This window comes from Franzmannia qiaohouensis, assembly GCF_031451695.1.
In the GTDB taxonomy this organism is placed as follows: Bacteria; Pseudomonadota; Gammaproteobacteria; order Pseudomonadales; family Halomonadaceae; genus Franzmannia; species Franzmannia qiaohouensis.
The window spans coordinates 250,630-269,688 of record NZ_JARWAM010000005.1 but is presented as its reverse complement, the minus strand read 5'-3'; the positions used below and the strand labels follow the sequence as shown (position 1 = coordinate 269,688).

General features: G+C 66.0%; 22 protein-coding genes. 17 read left to right on the top strand and 5 right to left on the bottom strand.

Annotated elements, in window-relative coordinates; translation table 11 throughout:
• Window positions 1–22: 22 nt before the first annotated feature.
• The 7 genes from aroQ (at window position 23) to QC821_RS08720 (ending at window position 5,323) form a co-directional block, all read left to right on the top strand.
• Entirely contained in the window at window positions 23–463 is a 441-nt protein-coding gene (gene aroQ / locus QC821_RS08750) for a type II 3-dehydroquinate dehydratase (protein WP_309719794.1), read from the top strand.
• 184 nt (window positions 464–647) lie between these two features.
• Window positions 648–821 (top strand): periplasmic nitrate reductase, NapE protein, encoded by a 174-nt coding sequence (napE, locus tag QC821_RS08745; protein WP_076749390.1) that lies wholly within the window; start codon window positions 648–650, stop codon window positions 819–821.
• 12 nt (window positions 822–833) lie between these two features.
• Window positions 834–1,352 (top strand): ferredoxin-type protein NapF, encoded by a 519-nt coding sequence (napF, locus tag QC821_RS08740; protein ID WP_309719790.1) that lies wholly within the window; start codon window positions 834–836, stop codon window positions 1,350–1,352.
• Window positions 1,349–1,627 (top strand): chaperone NapD, encoded by a 279-nt coding sequence (locus QC821_RS08735; protein WP_309719789.1) that lies wholly within the window; start codon window positions 1,349–1,351, stop codon window positions 1,625–1,627. Before napF ends, QC821_RS08735 begins: the two co-directional genes overlap by 4 nt.
• Window positions 1,627–4,131 carry a nitrate reductase catalytic subunit NapA gene (napA, locus tag QC821_RS08730; protein WP_309719933.1) on the top strand — a complete coding sequence of 835 codons (2,505 nt, stop codon included), beginning with the start codon at window positions 1,627–1,629 and terminating at the stop codon, window positions 4,129–4,131. Before QC821_RS08735 ends, napA begins: the two co-directional genes overlap by 1 nt.
• A 23-nt stretch (window positions 4,132–4,154) precedes the next feature.
• On the top strand, window positions 4,155–4,643 hold the full coding sequence (locus QC821_RS08725) for a nitrate reductase cytochrome c-type subunit (RefSeq protein ID WP_309719787.1): 489 nt from the start codon (window positions 4,155–4,157) through the stop codon (window positions 4,641–4,643).
• Window positions 4,640–5,323: a NapC/NirT family cytochrome c gene (locus QC821_RS08720; protein WP_309719785.1), complete on the top strand. Its 684-nt coding sequence runs from the start codon at window positions 4,640–4,642 to the stop codon at window positions 5,321–5,323. The genes QC821_RS08725 and QC821_RS08720 overlap by 4 nt, the downstream gene beginning before the upstream one ends.
• A gap of 7 nt (window positions 5,324–5,330) precedes the next feature.
• Here QC821_RS08720 and QC821_RS08715 read toward each other — a convergent pair whose 3' ends face one another.
• From QC821_RS08715 to QC821_RS08705, 3 genes are read right to left on the bottom strand one after another with little or no spacing between them, the layout of a single operon-like run.
• Window positions 5,331–6,221 carry a DMT family transporter gene (locus tag QC821_RS08715; protein ID WP_309719784.1) on the bottom strand — a complete coding sequence of 297 codons (891 nt, stop codon included), beginning with the start codon at window positions 6,219–6,221 and terminating at the stop codon, window positions 5,331–5,333.
• Window positions 6,222–6,280: 59 nt separating this feature from the next.
• Window positions 6,281–7,225 (bottom strand): AEC family transporter, encoded by a 945-nt coding sequence (locus QC821_RS08710; RefSeq protein ID WP_309719783.1) that lies wholly within the window; start codon window positions 7,223–7,225, stop codon window positions 6,281–6,283.
• 20 nt (window positions 7,226–7,245) lie between these two features.
• Window positions 7,246–8,025 (bottom strand): IclR family transcriptional regulator domain-containing protein, encoded by a 780-nt coding sequence (locus QC821_RS08705; RefSeq protein ID WP_422720099.1) that lies wholly within the window; start codon window positions 8,023–8,025, stop codon window positions 7,246–7,248.
• Between the two features lie 132 nt (window positions 8,026–8,157).
• Between QC821_RS08705 and QC821_RS08700 the strand changes: the two genes are divergently transcribed.
• The 5 genes from QC821_RS08700 (at window position 8,158) to QC821_RS08680 (ending at window position 13,838) form a co-directional block, all read left to right on the top strand.
• Window positions 8,158–9,486, top strand: a complete 1,329-nt coding sequence (locus QC821_RS08700) for a class-II fumarase/aspartase family protein (RefSeq protein WP_309719779.1) — start codon at window positions 8,158–8,160, stop codon at window positions 9,484–9,486.
• A 173-nt stretch (window positions 9,487–9,659) separates the two neighbouring features.
• Window positions 9,660–10,478 (top strand): CoA transferase subunit A, encoded by an 819-nt coding sequence (locus tag QC821_RS08695; RefSeq protein ID WP_089659393.1) that lies wholly within the window; start codon window positions 9,660–9,662, stop codon window positions 10,476–10,478.
• On the top strand, window positions 10,478–11,251 hold the full coding sequence (locus QC821_RS08690) for a CoA-transferase subunit beta (protein WP_309719773.1): 774 nt from the start codon (window positions 10,478–10,480) through the stop codon (window positions 11,249–11,251). The genes QC821_RS08695 and QC821_RS08690 overlap by 1 nt, the downstream gene beginning before the upstream one ends.
• A 22-nt stretch (window positions 11,252–11,273) precedes the next feature.
• Window positions 11,274–12,476: a 3-oxoadipyl-CoA thiolase gene (gene pcaF / locus QC821_RS08685; RefSeq protein WP_309719770.1), complete on the top strand. Its 1,203-nt coding sequence runs from the start codon at window positions 11,274–11,276 to the stop codon at window positions 12,474–12,476.
• A 183-nt stretch (window positions 12,477–12,659) separates the two neighbouring features.
• Window positions 12,660–13,838, top strand: a complete 1,179-nt coding sequence (locus QC821_RS08680) for an alpha/beta fold hydrolase (RefSeq protein WP_309719768.1) — start codon at window positions 12,660–12,662, stop codon at window positions 13,836–13,838.
• 189 nt (window positions 13,839–14,027) lie between these two features.
• Here the strand turns inward: QC821_RS08680 and QC821_RS08675 are convergent, their stop codons facing one another.
• A complete protein-coding gene (locus tag QC821_RS08675; RefSeq protein ID WP_309719765.1) occupies window positions 14,028–14,219 on the bottom strand; it encodes a hypothetical protein in 192 nt (63 codons plus the stop codon).
• Between the two features lie 324 nt (window positions 14,220–14,543).
• Between QC821_RS08675 and QC821_RS08670 the strand changes: the two genes are divergently transcribed.
• The 5 genes from QC821_RS08670 (at window position 14,544) to QC821_RS08650 (ending at window position 17,802) form a co-directional block, all read left to right on the top strand.
• Window positions 14,544–15,584, top strand: coding sequence for a fatty acid desaturase (locus tag QC821_RS08670; protein WP_309719762.1), 1,041 nt, complete (start codon window positions 14,544–14,546; stop codon window positions 15,582–15,584).
• A gap of 172 nt (window positions 15,585–15,756) precedes the next feature.
• On the top strand, window positions 15,757–16,443 hold the full coding sequence (locus QC821_RS08665; protein ID WP_309719759.1) for a phasin family protein: 687 nt from the start codon (window positions 15,757–15,759) through the stop codon (window positions 16,441–16,443).
• Window positions 16,444–16,616: 173 nt separating this feature from the next.
• Window positions 16,617–17,120, top strand: coding sequence for an MASE1 domain-containing protein (locus tag QC821_RS08660; RefSeq protein ID WP_309719756.1), 504 nt, complete (start codon window positions 16,617–16,619; stop codon window positions 17,118–17,120).
• Window positions 17,120–17,524: a PAS domain-containing protein gene (locus QC821_RS08655; RefSeq protein ID WP_309719754.1), complete on the top strand. Its 405-nt coding sequence runs from the start codon at window positions 17,120–17,122 to the stop codon at window positions 17,522–17,524. Before QC821_RS08660 ends, QC821_RS08655 begins: the two co-directional genes overlap by 1 nt.
• Window positions 17,419–17,802, top strand: a complete 384-nt coding sequence (locus QC821_RS08650; protein WP_309719752.1) for a GGDEF domain-containing protein — start codon at window positions 17,419–17,421, stop codon at window positions 17,800–17,802. Before QC821_RS08655 ends, QC821_RS08650 begins: the two co-directional genes overlap by 106 nt.
• 233 nt (window positions 17,803–18,035) lie before the next feature.
• Here the strand turns inward: QC821_RS08650 and QC821_RS08645 are convergent, their stop codons facing one another.
• Entirely contained in the window at window positions 18,036–18,974 is a 939-nt protein-coding gene (locus QC821_RS08645; protein ID WP_309719932.1) for a LysR family transcriptional regulator, read from the bottom strand.
• Window positions 18,975–19,059 lie beyond the last annotated feature (85 nt).

Sequence of the window (19,059 nt, the reverse complement as noted above, 5' to 3'; positions counted from 1 at the left end):
CACCGATGGGAACCCAAAGACGATGCATAAACTACTGGTGCTGCACGGCCCCAACCTCAACCTGCTGGGCACTCGCGAGCCGGATATCTATGGCCACGAGACCCTCGACGATATCAACAACAGTCTGTACGAGAAGGCCGCCTTCAACGGCTGGGAGGTCAAGGCGCTGCAGAGCAACCACGAGGGCGCGTTGATCGATGCCATCCACGCCGCCAGGCTCGACGGCACCGCGGCGATCATCATCAACCCTGCCGCCTTCACCCACACCTCGGTGGCGATCCTTGACGCCCTCAACGCCTTCGACGGCAAGGTCATCGAGGTGCATCTCTCCAACGTCCACAAGCGCGAGAGCTTCCGCCACCACTCCTACGTCTCTCTGCGCGCCGACGGGGTGATCGCCGGCCTCGGCAGCCAGGGCTACCTGGCCGCGCTGGACGCACTGATCAAGGCCGCCGACGCCTGACTCTCATCGCTACCATCATGCCCGACTGCGAGCCCGCCCCTTGGCGGGCTCGCTGCGTTTCAAGCTTGCTTCGCAAAACCTTGATCTGCGTCAACTGGCATAGGGGGCTTAATTCGCTAGGCTGACAGGGGTATGCGGTGGTTTGTCACACCCCGCCAGGCCCACACCCAGCGAGGAAAGTGCCATGAGCGACCCCGACAGCGTTGCGCCGTCGGTGCGCAAGCGACAAGAGCTGAAGCTGTTTCTGTTCATCTGCGTGCTGCTGTTCCCGATTCTCGCCGTGGCGGTGGTCGGCAGCTACGGCTTCGCGGTGTGGATCTACCAGATGATCGCCGGCCCGCCCGGTCCTCCCGGTTGAGTCGGTGACGCCATGACCCATAACAACAAGGCGCATCGCCATTCGGATCGCCGCCAGTTCTTCCGCACCTTGAGCGGCCGCCCCGCGGTGCGCCGGCCACCATGGACCGCCGCTGACCTGACCCAGCGCTGCACCGGCTGCGATGCCTGCATCGACGCCTGCCTGGAAGGCGTGCTGGTACGCGGCGGCGGCGGTTTTCCCGAGATCCGCTTCGATGACGACGGCTGCTCGCTGTGCGGCGACTGCGCTGCGGTGTGCGAGGCGGACGTCTTCGATACCCAGCGCCAGGCGTTTCCCTGGCACGCGCAGCTCGAGGCCAACTGCCTGGCGCTGGCACAGATTCACTGCCAGGCCTGCCAGGACGCCTGCGAGTGGCGCGCCATCCGCTTTCCACCGGCGCTGGGCCGCCCGCCGCAGCCGCACATCGACAGCGAGGCCTGCCGCGGCTGCGGGGCCTGCCTGGCGGTGTGCCCTAACGATGCCATCACCCTGGCCGACAACGGCCCTGTGCAACCCGGAGCGCGCCGATGAGCCAAGAGACGCTGCATATCGCCAGCTTTATCGTCCATGTCCGGCCACCGCGGCTGGCGGAGGTGGCCGCCTGGCTGAATGCCGCCGGCGACTGCGAGGTCCGTGGCGAGGACGCCGCGGGCAAGCTGGTGGCAGTGGTGGAGAGCCATCAGGAGAGCCGTGCGCTCGACCTGATCGATGCCGTACAGACACGGCCCGGCGTGCTCGGCGCGGCGCTGGTCTACCACCAGTTGCTCGACCCGGCCACCGCCGATGAACCGCATGAGGGGGCATGATGAAACTGACACGTCGCGAATTCGTAAAGGCCAATGCGGCCGCCGTGGCCGCCGCCAGCGCGGGGATCGCGATCCCCGCCGGGGCCACCAACCTGATCACCAACGCCGAGCTGACCCGGCTCAACTGGAACAAGGCGCCGTGCCGCTTCTGCGGGGTCGGCTGCAGCGTCATGGTCGCCACCCAGAACGACCGCATCGTCGCCACTCACGGCGATATCCACTCCGAGGTCAACCGCGGGCTGAACTGCGTCAAGGGCTACTTCCTGTCGAAGATCCTCTACGGCGAGGACCGCCTGACCCAGCCGCTGCTGCGTAAGCGCAACGGCGCCTATGCCAAGGACGGCGACTTCGAGGCGGTGTCCTGGGACGAGGCGCTGGACGTGATGGCCGACAAGTTCAAGCAGGCGATCCGCGAGCACGGTCCGGATAGCGTGGCGATGTTCGGCTCCGGGCAGTGGACGATCTGGGAAGGCTATGCCGCCAGCAAGCTGTTCAAGGCCGGCCTGCGCACCAACAACATCGATCCCAACGCCCGCCACTGCATGGCCTCGGCGGTGTTCGGCTTCATGCGCAGCTTCGGCTCCGACGAGCCGATGGGCGTCTACGACGATATCGAGCATGCCGACGCCTTCGTGCTGTGGGGCTCGAACATGGCCGAGATGCACCCGGTGCTGTGGACCCGGGTCACCGACCGCCGGCTCTCCTACCCGGATACCCGGGTGGCGGTGCTCTCCACCTACGAGCATCGCAGCTTCGACCTGGCCGACATCCCCATGGTGATGACGCCCAACGCCGACATCGTGATCCTCAACTACATCGCCAACCACATCATCCAGAGCGGCAACGTCGATCGCGACTTCGTCGATAGCCACGTCGGCTTCGCCCGGGGGGTGGACGACATCGGCTACGGCCTGCGCGACGAGCATCCGCTGCAGCAGGCCGCGGCCAACGCCGACAACGCCAACTCCTGGTCGGAGATGAGCTTCGATGAGTTCGCCGACTACGTCGCCGACTACACCCTCGAGCGCGCCGCCCGGGAGTCCGGCGTGTCGGAACGCCGGTTGGAGCAGCTCGCCGAGCTCTATGCCGACCCCGACACCAAGGTCATGACCTTCTGGACCATGGGCGTCAACCAGCACACCCGCGGGGTGTGGGTGAACAACCTGATCTACAACCTGCACCTGCTCACCGGCAAGATCTCCGAGCCCGGCAACAGCCCCTTCTCGCTCACCGGCCAGCCCTCGGCCTGCGGCACCGCCCGCGAGGTGGGCACCTTCGCCCACCGTCTGCCCGCTGACCGCGTGGTCACCAACCCCGAGCATCGCCGCGACGCCGAGGAGATCTGGCTGCTGCCCGAGGGTACCATCCCCGAGCGGGTCGGCTTTCACGCCGTGGAGCAGAGCCGCAGGCTCAAGGACGGCGAGATCAAGGTCTACTGGACCCAGGTGTGCAACAACATGCACGCCGGCCCCAACACCATGGAGGAAATCCTGCCCGGCTGGCGCAACCCCGAGGCCTTCGTGATCGTCTCGGACATCTATCCCACCGCCTCGGCGCAGTCCGCCGACCTGATCCTGCCGGCCGCCAGCTGGGTCGAGAAGGAGGGCGCCTTCGGCAACTCCGAGCGGCGTACCCAGTTCTTCCACCAGCTGGTCAATGCCCCCGGCGAGGCGCGCTCCGACCTGTGGCAGACCCTGGCGCTGGCCAAGCGCATCCGCGTCGACGAGGTGTGGCCCGAGGAGCTGCTCGAAGCGGCCCCCGAGCTGCGCGACAAGACGCTGTTCGAGCTGCTCTACGCCAATGGCCAGGTCGACCGCTACCCGCTCTCCGACATGGAGGAGGGCTACGCCAACCAGGAGGCCGAGGAGCTGGGGTTCTACGTCCAGAAGGGGCTGTTCGAGGAGTATGCTCGCTTCGGTCGCGGCAAGGGCAAGGACCTCGACGACTTCGACGTCTACCACCAGACCCGCGGCAAGCGCTGGCCGGTGGTGGGCGGCCAGGAGACCCTGTGGCGCTACCGCGAGGGCTACGACCCCTACGTCGAGGAGGGCCGCGGCGTGCAGTTCTACGCCAAGCCCGACGACCGCGCGCTGATCTTCGCGGTGCCCGACGAGCCGGCCCCGGAGCGCCCCGACGATGACTTCCCCTACTGGCTGTGCACCGGACGCGTGCTGGAGCACTGGCACACCGGCTCGATGACCCGCCGGGTGCCGGAGCTGCACCGCGCAGTGCCCGAGGCGCTGCTCTACATGCATCCCGAGGACGCCCGCGCCGAGGGCGTGCGGCGCGGCAGCGAGGTCAAGGTCACCAGCCGGCGCGGCGAGATCCGCCTGCGGGTCGAGACCCGCGGCCGAGTGCGGCCGCCCCAGGGGCTGGTCTATGTACCGTTCTTCGACGCCAACCGGCTAATCAACAAGCTGGTGCTGGACGCCACCGACCCGATCTCCAAGCAGACCGACTTCAAGAAGTGTGCGGTGCGCCTGGAGTTGCTCAACCTGGCCTGAGGCCGCCAGCAAGGAGAAATGCGATGAAAAGGCTTACCGCTCTATGCCTCTCCGCCACCTTGGCCTGGGCAGGCATGACACTTGCCGAGGAGCACTATCGGCCCTCGGCGCCGGATGGCCTGCGCCAGGGCGGCACCGTGGCCGAGACCCTGCCGGCCCCGCCGATGGCCGGCGAGTCCCGCGAGTCGGGGCGCGAGGTACTCAACTACCCCGAGCAGCCGCCGGTGGTGCCGCACAATATTCGCGACTACCAGGTCGACCTGCGCCACAACCAGTGCCTGACCTGCCACAGCCGCGAGAACGCGGTGCGCGCCGGGGCGCCGATGGTCAGCGTCACCCACTTCATGGACCGCCACAAGCAGGTGCTGGCGGCGGTCTCCCCCGACCGCTACTTCTGCACCCAGTGCCATGTGCCCCAGACCGACGCCGCGCCGCTGGTAGAAAACCGCTTCCAGACCGTCGACCAGGTGCTCGGCGAGATGCTCCGCGACAGCCAGGGAGGTGAGCCATGAAGCGCTGGCTGGGCCGCTACTGGCGGCTGCTCACCCGCCCCAGCGTGCACTTCAGCCTGGGGTTCCTGACCCTGGGCGGCTTCATCGCCGGGATCATCTTCTGGGGCGGCTTCAACACCGCCATGGAGGCCACCAATACCCAGCAGTTCTGTGTCGCGTGCCACGAGATGGAGCGCAACCCGCTGCGTGAGATGCAGGACACCATCCACTACACCAACCGCTCCGGGGTCAGGGCGCAGTGCGCCGACTGCCATGTGCCCCACGGCTGGACCCACAAGATCGCGCGCAAGATGGAGGCCTCCAAGGAGGTGTGGGGCTGGGTGTTCGGCACCATCCGCACCGAGGAGCAGTTCGAGGAGAAGCGCCTGGAGCTGGCCCAGCGTGAGTGGGCGCGGCTCGAGGCCAACGACTCGCTGGAGTGCCGCAACTGTCATGAGTTCGAACACATGGACTTTACCGCCCAGAGCAGCCGCGCGGCCCGCGCCCACTCCACCTCATTGGCCAGCGGCGAGGCGACCTGCATCGACTGCCACAAGGGCATCGCCCACGACCTGCCCGCCGGGCATCACGGCGGCTACGAGGCGGCCGCCCTGGAAGCGGGCATTCCCGACGTGATCTCGTGGGTGACGCATCTGGGTCGCGCCGAGGCGGCCGTGCCCAGTCAACTTACAGCGCCTTAGGCTTCGCTCAAGTCCGTCGCGTAGCGAGAAATATCCCGGCGCCGATGATCAGCACGGCGCCGAGGTAGACCTGCAGCAGCGGCACGTCGCCGAACACCAGGTAGCCGAACAGCGAGGCCCATACGATCTGGGTGTAGAGGAACGGCGAGACCAGCGAGGCCGGCGCGCAGCGCATGGCGAGGATCAGTGCCAGCTGGCTGACCGCGCCAAGCAGCCCGACCATCAGAAACAACGGCATGTCACCGAGCGCGATGGGCGTCCAGAGCAGCGGCACCACGGCGCTGCTGACCAGGGCGCCGGCCAGGCCGGCGTAGAACAGCGAGGTCAGCGGGTGGTCGTGGCGGCCGAAGCGCCGTGTGGTCAGCTGGTAGAGCGCGAAGCACAGCGTCATGCCGAACGGCAGCAGTGCCGCTGGCTGGGCGCGCCAGTCGACAGGCCCCACGGCGATGATCACACCGATGAAGCCCACCACCACCGCCGCACCCCGAGCAAGCGTCACGCGCTCCTTGAGCAGCGGAATCGCCAGCAGGGTGACCAGCAGCGGCGCGCTGAAATTGACTACGTAGACCTGCAGTAGAGGCAGGTCGCGCAGCGCCAGATAGGCGAAGGTGCTGGCGCCGAATAGCAGCAGGCCGCGCAGCACCTGCCCCAGCAGCGACTCGGTATGCATCAGCGCGCGGCAGCGCGGCCAGCCCAGCCAGGCCAGATAGCCGCCCAGCACCAGCATGTGCCCGGCGTAGCGCGCCCACACCACCTGGATAGGCGAGTAGTCCTGGCCGAGCAGCTTGACGCCGGTGTCGAGCAGCACGAACAGCAGCCCGGCGGCGAGCATGAAGCCGATGCCGCGTAGCGGGCGGTCGCCAGCGAGCGATACCGTGAGGTCGGGAGGTGTTGCCATGGGGCTCTCAGTGAAGAGACAAGGCTTTAGCCTAGCAGGCTAACGAACTATGCGAGAGATCAGATGAGCCCAGCCAGGCTAAGCAGCCAGATCGCCACGCTGAGGGTGATAAAGGAGGCCAGGGTGGTGACCATCATCGCCGCGGCGGTGATATTGCCGACCCCGTAGCGCTGGCCAAATAGCGGGTAGACGCTGATCATCGGCGCACTGGCGAACAGCAGGGCGCCGGCCATCAGCAGCGGGTCCATGGGCGGCAGCAGCAGGATCATCGTCAGCACCGCCAGCGGGTGCAGGATCAGCTTGCCGAGCACGATCTGGCCGATGTCGCGGCCCATGCCCTTGGGCTTGAGGCCGTAGAGGGCGCCGCCGATCACGAACAGCGCCGCCGGCGCCGCCGCGGTAGCCAGCATATCGACCATGCGGAAGAGCGGGCCGGGCAGCGACAGCCCGGTGGCCGAGAGCACCATGGCCAGGGCGAGGCTGATCAGGATCGGGTTGCGCATTAAGCGCTGGGCGGTCTGGCGCAATGCATTGCCCAGGCTGGCACCGCGCTGACTGCCCAGTTCGGCGAGGATCAACGCGGCGGGGATCACCAGCAGGTTCTCGATCAGCATATTCAGTGCCAGGAACACCGCCGCCGGCGAACCGAGCACCATCAGCGCCACCGGGAAGCCGATGAAGCCGCTGTTGGAGGCGGTCATGCCCAGCGCGTGCAGGGCGCTGGTGGTCAGCGGCTGGCGCTGCCAGCAGTAGGTGACGAGCAGGGCGAGCAGGAAGACCAGCGCCGAGCCCAGGCCGTAGGCCAGCAGGTAGCCTAGGTGCACGACCTCTTCCAGCGGATACTCGGTGAGCGCGCGGAAGATCAGCGCCGGCAGCGCGAAGTAGAGCACGAAGGTGCTCACCCCCTGCATCTGCTCGCGGCTGGTGAGACGCAGGCGCATGGCCAGGTAGCCGAGGCCGATGAGCAAAAAGATCGGCGTGGTGATGCCCAGGATCGCGAGCACTCAGGCCTCCTTGGCAGGGCTCAGCTGACGTGGGTGCGGATCAGCTGCGCTTTCTGCTGCAGCAGCGGCAGGAAGCGGCCGGTCAGGGTCTCGAGGTCGATGCGTGCGGCGTTGGTGCTGATGTTGATCGCCCCCAGCAGCCGGCCGTTGGCATCGAAGGCGGGGATTGCCAGCGAGCGCAGGCCAGAATCCAGTTCCTGGTCGGAGACCGCATAGCCCTGCTCGCGTACCTTGAGCACACAGGCCTTGAGCTCGTCCTTGTCGGTGATGGTCTTGTCGGTGTAGCGCTCCAGCACCACGCGCTCGAGGTAGGCGTCGAGCTCGGCATCCGGCAGCTGGGCCAGCAGTACCCGGCCCATGGAGGTATGCGCGGCGGGCAGGCGGGTGCCCACCGAAAGGGTGATCGCCATCAGCCGGTGCTTGGCCGCCGAGCGCGCCACGTAGATCACCTCGTCGCCATCCAGCACGCCCAATGAGGAGGACTCGCCGATCTCGGCGGTGATATCCTCGAGATACTGCTGGATCACGCTGCGGTAGTTATTGGCCGACAGGAACGAGTAGCCGAGCTGCAGCACCTTGGGGGCCAGTTCGAAGTAGCGCTGCTCCTTGCGCACGTAGCCCAGTGCATGCAGGGTGAGCAGGAAGCGCCGGGCGCGGGCGCGGTTCATACCGGTGCGGGCGGCCACTTCGCTGAGGGTCATGCGCGGGTTGGCGCCATCGAAGGCGAGGATGACCTCCAGGCCGCTGGCCAGGGCCGTAACGAAGTCGCGGTCGTCGGGCTGTAGCGTATCCTCTTGCATGGGTGCGTTCATGCCGTCGTTATCCTTGTCGATGTTGCTGATAGGCCATACTTCAATCTAGCATACTGTTCGATGTGCGAACAGATGTTCGAGCTGTGCCCTGCAACGCCGCCGCCGACAATGGAGTACCCCATGCCCGCCGCCCTGATCCAGCACCCCTTCATGAGCGCCGATGGCCTGGCCGCCACCCACGGCCAGGCCTTGGTCGAGGCCATGCTGGCCTTCGAACTGGCCCTGGCTGAGACCCAGGAGGCAGAGGGCGCGCTGCCCGCCGGCACCCGTCAGCGGCTGCGCGAGTGCCTCACGAACCACACCTTCGATCTCGAGGCGCTCGCCAGCGGCGTGGCCAGCGGCGGCAACGCGGCGATTCCCTTCGTCAAGCAGGCCCGCGCGGCGCTGCCCGATGACCTCAAGCGCTACTTTCACCAGGGGGCGACCAGCCAGGACGTGGTCGACAGCGCCCTGATGCTGCTGCTCAAGCCGCGCCTGGCGCGCCTCGATGCGCTGCTGGTGCGCTGCCGCAAGGCCGGCATCGCGCTGATGCAGGCCCATGACCAGACCGTGATGGTAGGGCGCACCCTGATGCAGCAGGCGCTGCCGACCACCTTCGGCGTGCGGGTGGCGCAGTGGACGCTGGGTCTCGAGCAGGCGCGGCGTCGCCTGGCCGGGGTCGCGCTGCCGGTACAGTTCGGCGGCGCCGTGGGCGTGCACTCCGGCTGGGACGACCTGGGCCTGACGCTGATGGACGGCATCGCCGAGCGCCTCGGCCTGGCCGCCCCGGTGCTGCCCTGGCACACCGACCGCCAGCCGATTCACGCCCTGGGCACGGCGCTGGATGCCGCGGCCGGGGCGGCGGAGAAGCTGGCCCTCGACGTGGCGCTGCTGACCCAGACCGAGCTTGGCGAGGTCGCCGAACCCGCCGGCGAGGGCATGGGCGAGTCGTCGTCGATGCCGCACAAGCGCAACCCGGTGCGCTGTGCGCTGATTCGCGGCGCGGCGCGCCAGGTGCACGGCCACACCACGGTGCTGCTCAACGCCGCCGCCCAGCCGCTTGAGCGCGGCCTCGGCGAGTGGCACGCCGAGTGGTCGCCGCTGATCGACAGCGCGCTGCTGCTGGAGGGCGCGTTGGAGCAGGCGGCGGTGCTGCTGGAGGGCTTGGAGGTGAAGCCCGAGGCGATGCAGCGCAACCTGGCGATTACCGGCGGGGCGATCATGGCCGAGCCGGTGGCCAAGCTGCTGGCGCCGGCGCTGGGCCAGGACGCCGCCAAGCGCATTGCAGCCGAAGCCGCCGAGACGGCCCGCCGAGCAGGGCGCGGCTATGCCGAGGTGCTGGCCGAGCACGCCGAGATCAGCGGCAAGGTCGCTGCCGATGAGCTCGCCCGAGCCTGCGACCCGAGGTTATACATTGGTAGTAGCCAGCAGCAGGTGGGTCGCGCCCTGACGTGGCTGACCTCCGGCTAACCTTCTGTAAATAATGTGTTTTTTATCAGTGATGAAAGGGAAGGCTGCGGCCTTCCCTTTTTCGTGGTTTGACGGTCGTGGGTGAAGGGATTATTTTGTTCGTATCACAAACCTAAGTTCGCAATGCGCACAAGGCAGGGCGAACCCGAGCCGAGCACCGAGAGGCAGACATCATGGCCGAGTTCCTCAGCTTGCATGACGCGGTGGCCCGCTACGTCGAAGACGGCGCCACCGTGGCCATGGAAGGCTTTACCCATCTGATTCCCTTCGCCGCGGGCCACGAAGTGATCCGCCAGGGCAAGCGCGACCTGACCCTGATCCGCCTGACCCCGGACCTGGTCTACGACCAGCTGATCGGCGCCGGCTGCGCCAAGAAGGTGATCTTCTCGTGGGGCGGCAACCCCGGGGTGGGCTCGCTGCACCGCCTGCGCGACGCCGTCGAGAAGGGCTGGCCGCACCAGATCGAGATCCTCGAGCACAGCCACGCCGCCATGGCCTGCGCCTTCGAGGCCGGCGCGGCGGGCCTGCCGCTGGCGGTGCTGCGCGGCTACGTGGGCAGCGAGCTGCCCAGCGTCAACGACCAGATCAAGTTCATCGAGTGCCCGTTCACCGGCGAACGCCTGGCCGCGGTGCCGTCGGTGCGCCCGGACGTCTCCATCATCCACGCCCAGCGCGCCGACCGCGCCGGCAACGTGCTGGTGGAAGGCATCGTCGGGGTGCAGAAAGAGGCGGTGCTGGCCGCCAAGCACAGCATCGTCACCGTCGAGGAGATCGTCGACGACCTCGGCGCCACCCCCAACGCCTGCGTGATTCCGGGCTGGGCGATCAGCGCCGTGGCGGTGGCCGAGAAGGGCGCCTACCCCTCCTACACCCACGGCTACTACGACCGCGACAACCGCTTCTACAAGGAGTGGGACGCCATCGCCCGCGACCGCGAAGTCTTCACCCAGTGGCTCGACGACAACGTCTACAACGCCGGAGGCGCCGCCTGATGAGCAACGACTACACTTCCTCGGAAATGATGACCGTCACCGCGGCGCGCGCCCTGGAAAACGGCATGACCTGCTTCGTCGGCATCGGCCTACCCTCGGAGGCCGCCAACCTGGCGCGCCTGACCCACGCCCCGGACGTGGTGCTGATCTACGAATCCGGCACCCTGCAGACCAAGCCCGAGGTGCTGCCGCTCTCCATCGGCGACGGCGAGCTGGCCGAGACCGCGCTGACCACCGTCTCGGTGCCGGAAATGTTTCGCTACTGGCTGCAGGGCGGCAAGGTCGACGTCGGCTTCCTCGGCACCGCCCAGATCGACCGCTACTGCAACCTCAACACCACCCTGATCGGCGACTACCGCGAGCCCAAGGTACGCCTGCCGGGTGGCGGCGGGGCGCCGGAGATCGCGACCAATGCCGGTGAGGTGTTCATCACCCTCAAGCACTCCAAGCGCGCCTTCGTCGACCGCGTCGACTTCGTCACCACCCTGGGCTTCGGCCGCGACGGCAAGGGCCGCGACGGTGTGCCCAATATCGGCAAGGGCCCGACCCGGGTGATCACCGACCTGTGCGTGATGAAGCCTGACCCTGAGACCAAGGAGCTGGTGGTCGTCTCGCTGCACCCGGGGGTGAGCCGCGAGGACGTGATCGAGGCCACCGGCTGGGAGATCCGCTTCGCCGAGAGCCTCGAGAGCACGCCGCAGCCGAGTGCCAAGGAACTCGAGATCCTGCGCGATCTCAAGGACCGCACCGACCGCAAGCACGCCGGGCAGTGAGCCGAACAGGAGAACCGTACCAATGAGCGACGTCTATCTGTGTCATCCGCGGCGTAGCGCCGTAGGCCGCTTCGGCGGCACGCTTGCCAGCGTGCGCCCCGACGACCTGGCCGCCAGCATCTTCAAGGCGGTACTCGCCGAGGCCCCGCAGCTCGACCCAGCGGCCATCGAAGATGTGTTCATGGGCTGCGCCAACCAGGCCGGCGAAGACAACCGCAGCGTGGCGCGCATGTCGCTGCTGCTGGCGGGCATGCCGACCTCGATTCCCGGCACCACCCTCAATCGCCTGTGTGGCTCCGGCATGGACGCGGTGGGCACCGCCTTCCGTGCCATCAAGGCCGGCGAAATGGACCTGGCCCTGGCCGGCGGCGTGGAGTCGATGTCCCGCGCGCCCTACGTGATGGGCAAGGCCGACAGCGCCTTCTCCCGCGGCCAGAAGATCGAGGACACCACCATCGGCTGGCGCTTCATCAACCCGCTGATGAAGAAGGCCTACGGCGTCGACTCGATGCCCGAGACCGCCGAGAACGTCGCCGAGCAGTTCAACATCTCCCGCGAGGACCAGGACGCCTTCGCCCTGCGCTCCCAGCAGAAGGCCGCCGCCGCTCAGCAAGCCGGCCGCTTTGCTGAAGAGATCACCGCCATCGAGATCCCGCGGCGCAAGCAGGAGCCGCTGATCTTCGATCAGGACGAGCACCTGCGCGCCACCACCCTGGAGAAGCTCGCCGGCCTGCCGACGCCGTTCCGCGACGGCGGCAGCGTTACCGCCGGCAACGCCTCCGGGGTCAACGACGGCGCCGCCGCCATGCTGGTCGCCAGCCAGGCCGCGGTGGACAAGCACGGCCTCAAACCGATGGCCAAGATCCTCGGCATGGCCACCGCCGGCGTCGAGCCGCGTATCATGGGCTACGGCCCGGTGCCCGCGGTCAACAAGCTGCTCGAGCGCTGCGGCGTGTCGATCGACGAGATCGACATCATCGAGCTCAACGAAGCCTTCGCCGCCCAGGCGCTGGCCTGCATGCGCGACCTCGGGATTGCCGACGACGACCCGCGGGTCAATCCCAACGGCGGCGCCATCGCCCTCGGCCACCCCCTGGGCATGTCCGGCGCACGGCTGCTGCTCACCGCCGCCCACGAGCTGCACAAGAGCGGCAAGCGCTACGCGCTGTGTACCATGTGCGTGGGCGTGGGGCAGGGCATCGCCACGCTGATAGAGAAGGCGTAAGAAATAAGAAAGTAAGAGAGAAGAAGTAAGAGAGAAGAAGGAAGAGAGAAGAAGGAAGAGAGAAGAAGGATGAATCAGGGTTTCTTCCCTCTTCCAGGTGCGAAGCACCGATCTTCCGTCTTACAGCTATTTCCAATCAGGCGCCGAGCGATAATTCGATGCCTGGGGATGGGAGAGTGTTTTATGGCATTTCTGGAGATCAACGGTCGCAGCGTGGCCTACCGCCTGCTCGGCGCCGAGGCCCACCCGCTGGTGGTGCTGGCCCATCCGCTGGGCATGACCCAGGCGGTGTGGGACGACATCCTGCCCATGCTGCTGCCGCGCTACCGGGTGCTGACCTGGGACCTGCCCGGCCACGGCGCCAGCCAGGCCTGGGGCGAGGGTGCCATCACCCCGGCCGACCTGGCCGCCGAGGCGCTGGCGCTGGCCGAGCACGCCCAGGCCTCGCGCTTCCACTTCGTCGGCACCTCCATCGGCGGGGTCGTCGGCCAGCAACTGATCAGTAAACACGCCGAACGGCTCTACTCCGCCACCCTGACCAACACCGGCGCGGTGATCGGCAACGCCGCGATGTGGAACACCCGCGCCGGCCGCGTGCGCAGCGAAGGCCTGGCGGCAATGAGCGGCGAGATCGTGCCGCGCTGGTTCGCGCCCGCGCGCATCGAGGCCAACCCGGCGCTGCAGGCCGGCTGGATGACCCAGATGGGCCGCAACGACGCCGAAGGCTACGCCAAGCTGTGCGAGATGCTCGGCAGCCACGCCTTTACCGGCAAGCTCTCCGGCAAGGAAGTAAAGGTACAGCTGCTGGGCGGTAGCGAAGACCTGGCCACGCCGCCGGCGACCCTCGAGGCCTTGGCCGCCGAGCTCGACGGCGCGGCGCTGGAGATCTTCGAGGGTGTGGGCCATGTGCCCTCGGTCGAGGTGCCGGCGCAGTTTGCCGAGGCGCTGCTGAAGGCGATGGCCGTCGACCTCGGCGACGTGGCCAACCACGGCGTGGGCTACGCCACCGGCCTGGAGACCCGCAAGCAGGTGCTCGGCGAGGAGCACGTGGCGCGCTCCACCGCTAACGCCACCAGCCTCGATGCGCCCTTCCAGCAGATGATTACCCGCCTGGCCTGGGGCGAGCTGTGGAGCAACGACGACCTGACCCGCCGCGAGCGCAGCATGATCACTACCGGCATCCTCGCCGCCCTGGGCCGTGAGGAGCTCACCCTGCACCTCAAGACCGCCAAGCGCATCGGCCTCAGCGAAGCCGAACTGCGCCAGGTGCTGATGCACGTGGCGATCTACGGCGGCGTACCGGCCGCCAACCACGCCTTCAGCCTCGCCAAGCAGTTGGGTTGGGGGGATGGTGAAAGCTAGCCCCCCAAGCGTGTGAGCGACGACAGCCCCGCCTCGTGAACTGCACCCCGAAAGTTGGACACCCAATCCAACCTTCGGGGTGTTTCTATGAAGAATCAGCACGGTCTGGATCACTCCCTGGTACGGCAATGGCGGGAGAGCCACCGGCAGCATGGCATGCCGGGGCTGCCCGCGCGAGTGCGCTTTCCTTCAGAGGCTTTCGTGATCAAAGGGGCGGGCGCCGCAGAGGTGGCCAGTGTTGTCAATGGCCTGGACCTTGACGCACGAGTGAGCGGCGATGGACCTCGACAAGGTGTTGTCAGGGGAATCCATCAGCAGGATGCGTTCATCCGGCGGCGCGCTGCCGTCCACACGAGCCTGCGCTACGGGCGGATCAATCAAATCGCCGGCTCCAGCGCTCTTTGGGAGTCTCACGCTGCCTGTCCAATCGGCGCGACCGAGGAGCCGGAACGCTCTCACGGAGACTGAATAGACGTCGAGATTTGTCAGGTGGAGCGGATCCGGCCGGCCGCGCGGTGTAGCGGCATCGGGGGTTCGGTGTGTGTGGTATCAAACATACAATGAACGTGAATGGGTCCAGTATGTTTTACAAGGTGGTAGCTATCGTACCCGGTACCGGATGGTGGCTCTGTGTCAGAAACCGGCACGCCGGCGATGGGTTGCGAACTCGATGGTTGGAGGTCGAGCCTCCCACGGAGTCCATACATGGATTCAGAAGTACCGCACCAAGAAACAGCCAATGATCCCCGCGCGTTACAGCGAGCACTATCCGCATATCGTGCGCCCCGCCTCGCCCGCAGCGTCTTCGAAGCACTCGTTACGGTGATCCCGTTCGGTCTTTTCTGGTTTTTGACCTGGGCAAGCGTTAGCGCCGGCTACTGGATCGGCCTCTTGCTGGTGATACCCGCCGCTGGATTTCTCGTGCGGCTGTTCATGATCCAGCATGACTGCGGGCACGGCTCCTTCTTTCCGTCCCGGCGCGCCAACGACTGGCTGGGACGGGCCCTGGGGGTGTTGACGCTCACGCCCTACGACCTCTGGCGCCATACTCACGCCCTCCATCACGCTCACTCCGGCAATCTGGATCGCGCTGACGAGGGGAGCATCGACACCTTGAGCGTGCGTGAATACCAGGCCCTGCCGCAGGCGCAGCGGCTGCGTTACCGGCTATACCGCCACCCGCTGATACTATTCGGCCTGGGGCCGGTCTACCAGTTCATGTTGCAGAACCGCGTACCCGTCGGATTCATGCGCTCGGGATGGATGCCGTGGCTGAGCACCATGGGTACGAATGCGGCTATCGTGCTGGTCATCATTGCGATGATGTCGTTGGTGGGGGCGGAAACCTTTCTTCTGGTGCACCTGCCGATCGCGGTTCTGGCTTCTTCTATCGGTGTCTGGCTGTTCTATGTTCAGCACCAGTTCGATAATACGCGCTGGGAGCATGACGAGGAGTGGTCGTTCCGTGACGTGGCGCTCTACGGGAGCTCCTACTATGATCTGCCGGCTCCGTTGCGCTGGATCACCGCGAATATCGGGGTACACCACGTCCACCATCTCGCCAGCCGCATTCCGTTCTACCGGTTGCCCGAGGTGTTGACAGATTTCCCGCAGCTTCGCGAGGTCAGTCGTCTCACGCTGAAGCAAAGCCTCGAGTGCACCCGGCTTGCCCTGTGGGACGAGGAGCGGCGGCGTCTGGTCCCCTTCAAGCACGCGAACGCGGAGACGCCTCCGGTACGCGCGTGAGCGCACAAACCGTCTGATACCTCTGGATCGCCGAGTATCACGACGCGGACGTCCTCTACAATCTAGAGAGGCTTCCACAATCTCTCAACAGTGGCGCCTGTTCTCCCGTTGATGTCGCTTCACTGCCACGAGTGCTACGCCGCACCCTGCCCACGGACTCCAGGAAAATGCGATGTACCTGTCTTACGCGCGAGCGATACTGATTGGCGTCGGCCTTTGCACCGCTGGAGCCACCCTCGCGGGGGGAGACGCTGGCCGTGTCGATGGTGCCGCGGCTCAGTTCCTAGCAGCAGATCACGCGGTGCCGGTAGTCGAAGGCCATCAATCGCCCCTTTGTAGAGAGGCCGCTACGGAGGGTTATGTTGCACTGCACAAATTCTACTGCTACTGTGTATGTCATCAGAGCGGGGATCTCCCGTTCGTTCAGAACCCGGAGGTTCTTCAGATGAGCAACTTTAACTTTGACACCAAGCAGTTCGAGACCATGATGTTCGGCCCGGCACGTGCCTTCGCGGCCCTGTCCGTCGACTTCACCGAGAAGCTGGTTAACGCACAGCTCGAGGCCGCCAAGGCTTACACCGACACCGGTGTGGCGCAGCTGCGCAGCCTGGTGGAAGTCAAGGATGCCGAGGGCCTTAAGAGCTACATGGAAAGCCAGCAGAATGTCGCTACGGAATTCACCGAGCGCCTCAAGGCAGACGCCGATAAGGTCGTCGCCCTGCAGCAGGACTTCGCCAAGGACAGCCAGAAGCTGACCGAACAGAATGTCCAGAAAGCCCAGGAAGTCGTCAAGGAAAGCACCGAGACTGCCACCAAGGCTTCCAAGGAAGCGGCTCCCAAGGCAGCCAAGGCTTCCTAATACGCCTCCCCTACCGGTCTGCGCCGGTTTAACGTTCCGCTGAAGGCCGCTGATATAAAATCAGCGGCCTTTTGCATGAGTGGCTGTCAACGACAAAAGGCGTTTGTCGTGCCTTAGGGATAGAGGTGGGCGAGCAGGTATCGACCGGGCATCCCAGTAGGAAACTCATGCACATGAGGCCGCAAATACAGCAATCGGGATGGCTCACCGGCCTGGCCATCATGGCCGTTGTCGGGCTGGGCTATTTCGCCGGGGCCTGGCTGGGTGTGACCCAGACCATCTCACCCGACGGCAAGGCCATCATCTGGCCCCCCAATGCCGTGGCGCTGGCAGCACTGTTACTGTTGCCCGTGCACCGCTGGGCGTGGATTATTCCGGCGGTGATGGCCGCGGAAATCACCGCAGATATCCCCGCCTTTCCGTTGTGGGCGGCAGTATCCTTCGCCTTGATCAACCTGTTCGAGGTTTTCCTTGCGGCCTCGCTGATCCGCTGGTTCACCGGTCCACGTTTCAATTTCGACAGCCTCTCCCGCGGAGGCTATTTCGTGCTGTTCGGCCCATTGTTGGCGGCCGGAACCGCTGCGCTATTCGGAGCCGGGGTTTACCGCGAGCTCGCCGGAGAGCGGTTCGAGTTCTTGCGGTCACTGCAACTGTGGGGATCGGCGTCGGCCTTCTGATGGATGAGATCGAGGCCCAGCGCATGCGGCTGCGGCTGTTCGAACGCACGATGGAATCCATCTACGATGCGGTCATCATTACCGATGCGCGTCGCCTCGACGACCCCATCATCTGGGTCAACGATACCTTCGAAAACCTGTTCGGATATTCGCGCGACGAGGTTATTGGCCGGAATTGCCGATTCCTGCAGCACGGCGAAGAGGATCAGAAAGGCGTAAGGGAAGTCCACGACGCCTTACGCTACAAGCAGCCGGTACAGACCTTGGTGCGCAGCGCTACGGCACGCCCCTGTCGCTCTTGTGCCTGGATCTCGATCACTTCAAGACGGTCAACGACGTCCATGGGCACCAGGTCGGGGACCAGGTGCTCAAGCAGGTGGCCTCCACCATGGAAGAGAATCTGAGGCCCTCCGACCTGCTGGCACGGGTGGGCGGTGAAGAATTCCAGGTCCTGCTACCGGATACCGATATCGAGCAGGCGGGCGAGATCGCCGAGCGTATCCGCTCTACCCTTTATGACCTGGAGATCAGGCTGAACGACAAAGTGGTGAAGATCACCGTCAGCGTGGGCTTCGCCCAGACGGGGCGCGACGGCGAAGACATCGATTCGCTCATGCGCATCGGGGATCAACGCCTCTACGAGGCCAAGGCATTGGGGCGAAATCGATGGGTGACCGGATGAGGATCTCGGCCTTCACCAGGCCTCCGCTCGGTCTGATCAGAGCTTAGCGCTGGGTGCGAATTTCGGGACCGCTCCAAGTGCATTGTCTCGACAGTCGCGCTTTGCCCGGTCTCACCCTTCGTCGCTACTCAGCGCCGCAAGAATGCTCTTGCAGCACCAGCGCTGGGCTGGCCTGCCACCGTGGCCGCAGCGACGTCTCTCCCGCTCCGCATGGTGCGGTTGCGCCCTGTCGCTCAGGAGGTGTGTCGTTCCCGCCAGCGATCCCAGGGCGGGCAGGGCGACATCGTCTCGAACAGATACTCCATGAAAGCGCGCATCTTGGAGGTTCTGAGTTGGCGCTCGCGCGTCAGCACGTAGAGCTCGCGGCGGCCGGGCATCACTTCGCCGCGCCAGGCCTCGAGCAGTGCCACCAGGCTGCCCTGGGCCAGTTCTTCGGCGATCAGCCAGGTGGGGAACATCACCAGCCCCTGGCCAAGCAGGGCCGCTCTTACCAGGCTCTCGGCGTCGTTGCTGGCCAGGCTGCCGTCGACTTCGTAGGCGACTTCTTTCGGCGCCTCGTCGTGCTGGAAATACCAGCGCTGGCGGCCCAGCTCGCCCTGGTAGGTCAGGCAGTCGTGTTCGCTGAGGGCCTCGGGGGTTTGCGGCGCGCCCTGTCGTGCCAGGTAGTCAGGGGAGGCGGCGACGATGTAGTTCATCGGCGCCAGCTGCCGTGCGACCAGCGATGAGTCGGCTAGGTGCCCCACCCGGAAGGTGATGTCGTGCCCTTCACGCACCGGGTCGACCACGCGATCATTCAACTGCAGCTCCACCTTGATGCCGGGAAAGCGGCGCTGAAAGCGATGCAGCAGCGGCACGACCTGGCGCTGACCGAAGGCCACCGGCGCATTGATGCGCAGCACGCCGCTGGGTCCCGCCTGGGGTTGCGTCAGCGCTTCGGTGGCCATGTCGAGGCGTTCGAGAATGTCGCGCACCTCTTCGTAGTAGCGCCAGCCTGACTCGGTCAGGGTGACGGCCCGGGTGTGGCGGTAGAACAGCGGCTGCCCCAGCGACTCCTCCAACCCGCGAATCTGTCGCGACACCGACGATACCGCGCGGTGGAAGTGGTGCGCGGCGGCGGTGAAGCTGCCGGTGGCGGCGACACGTTCGAACACGCGCAAGGCGTTGAGGTCCATGGCGTTCGGGTTCATTGAGTTGCGCTCTATGCAATAAAGTTTTGCGTTACTTCCGATTGTAGCAACGATTGCCCTCCACCAGACT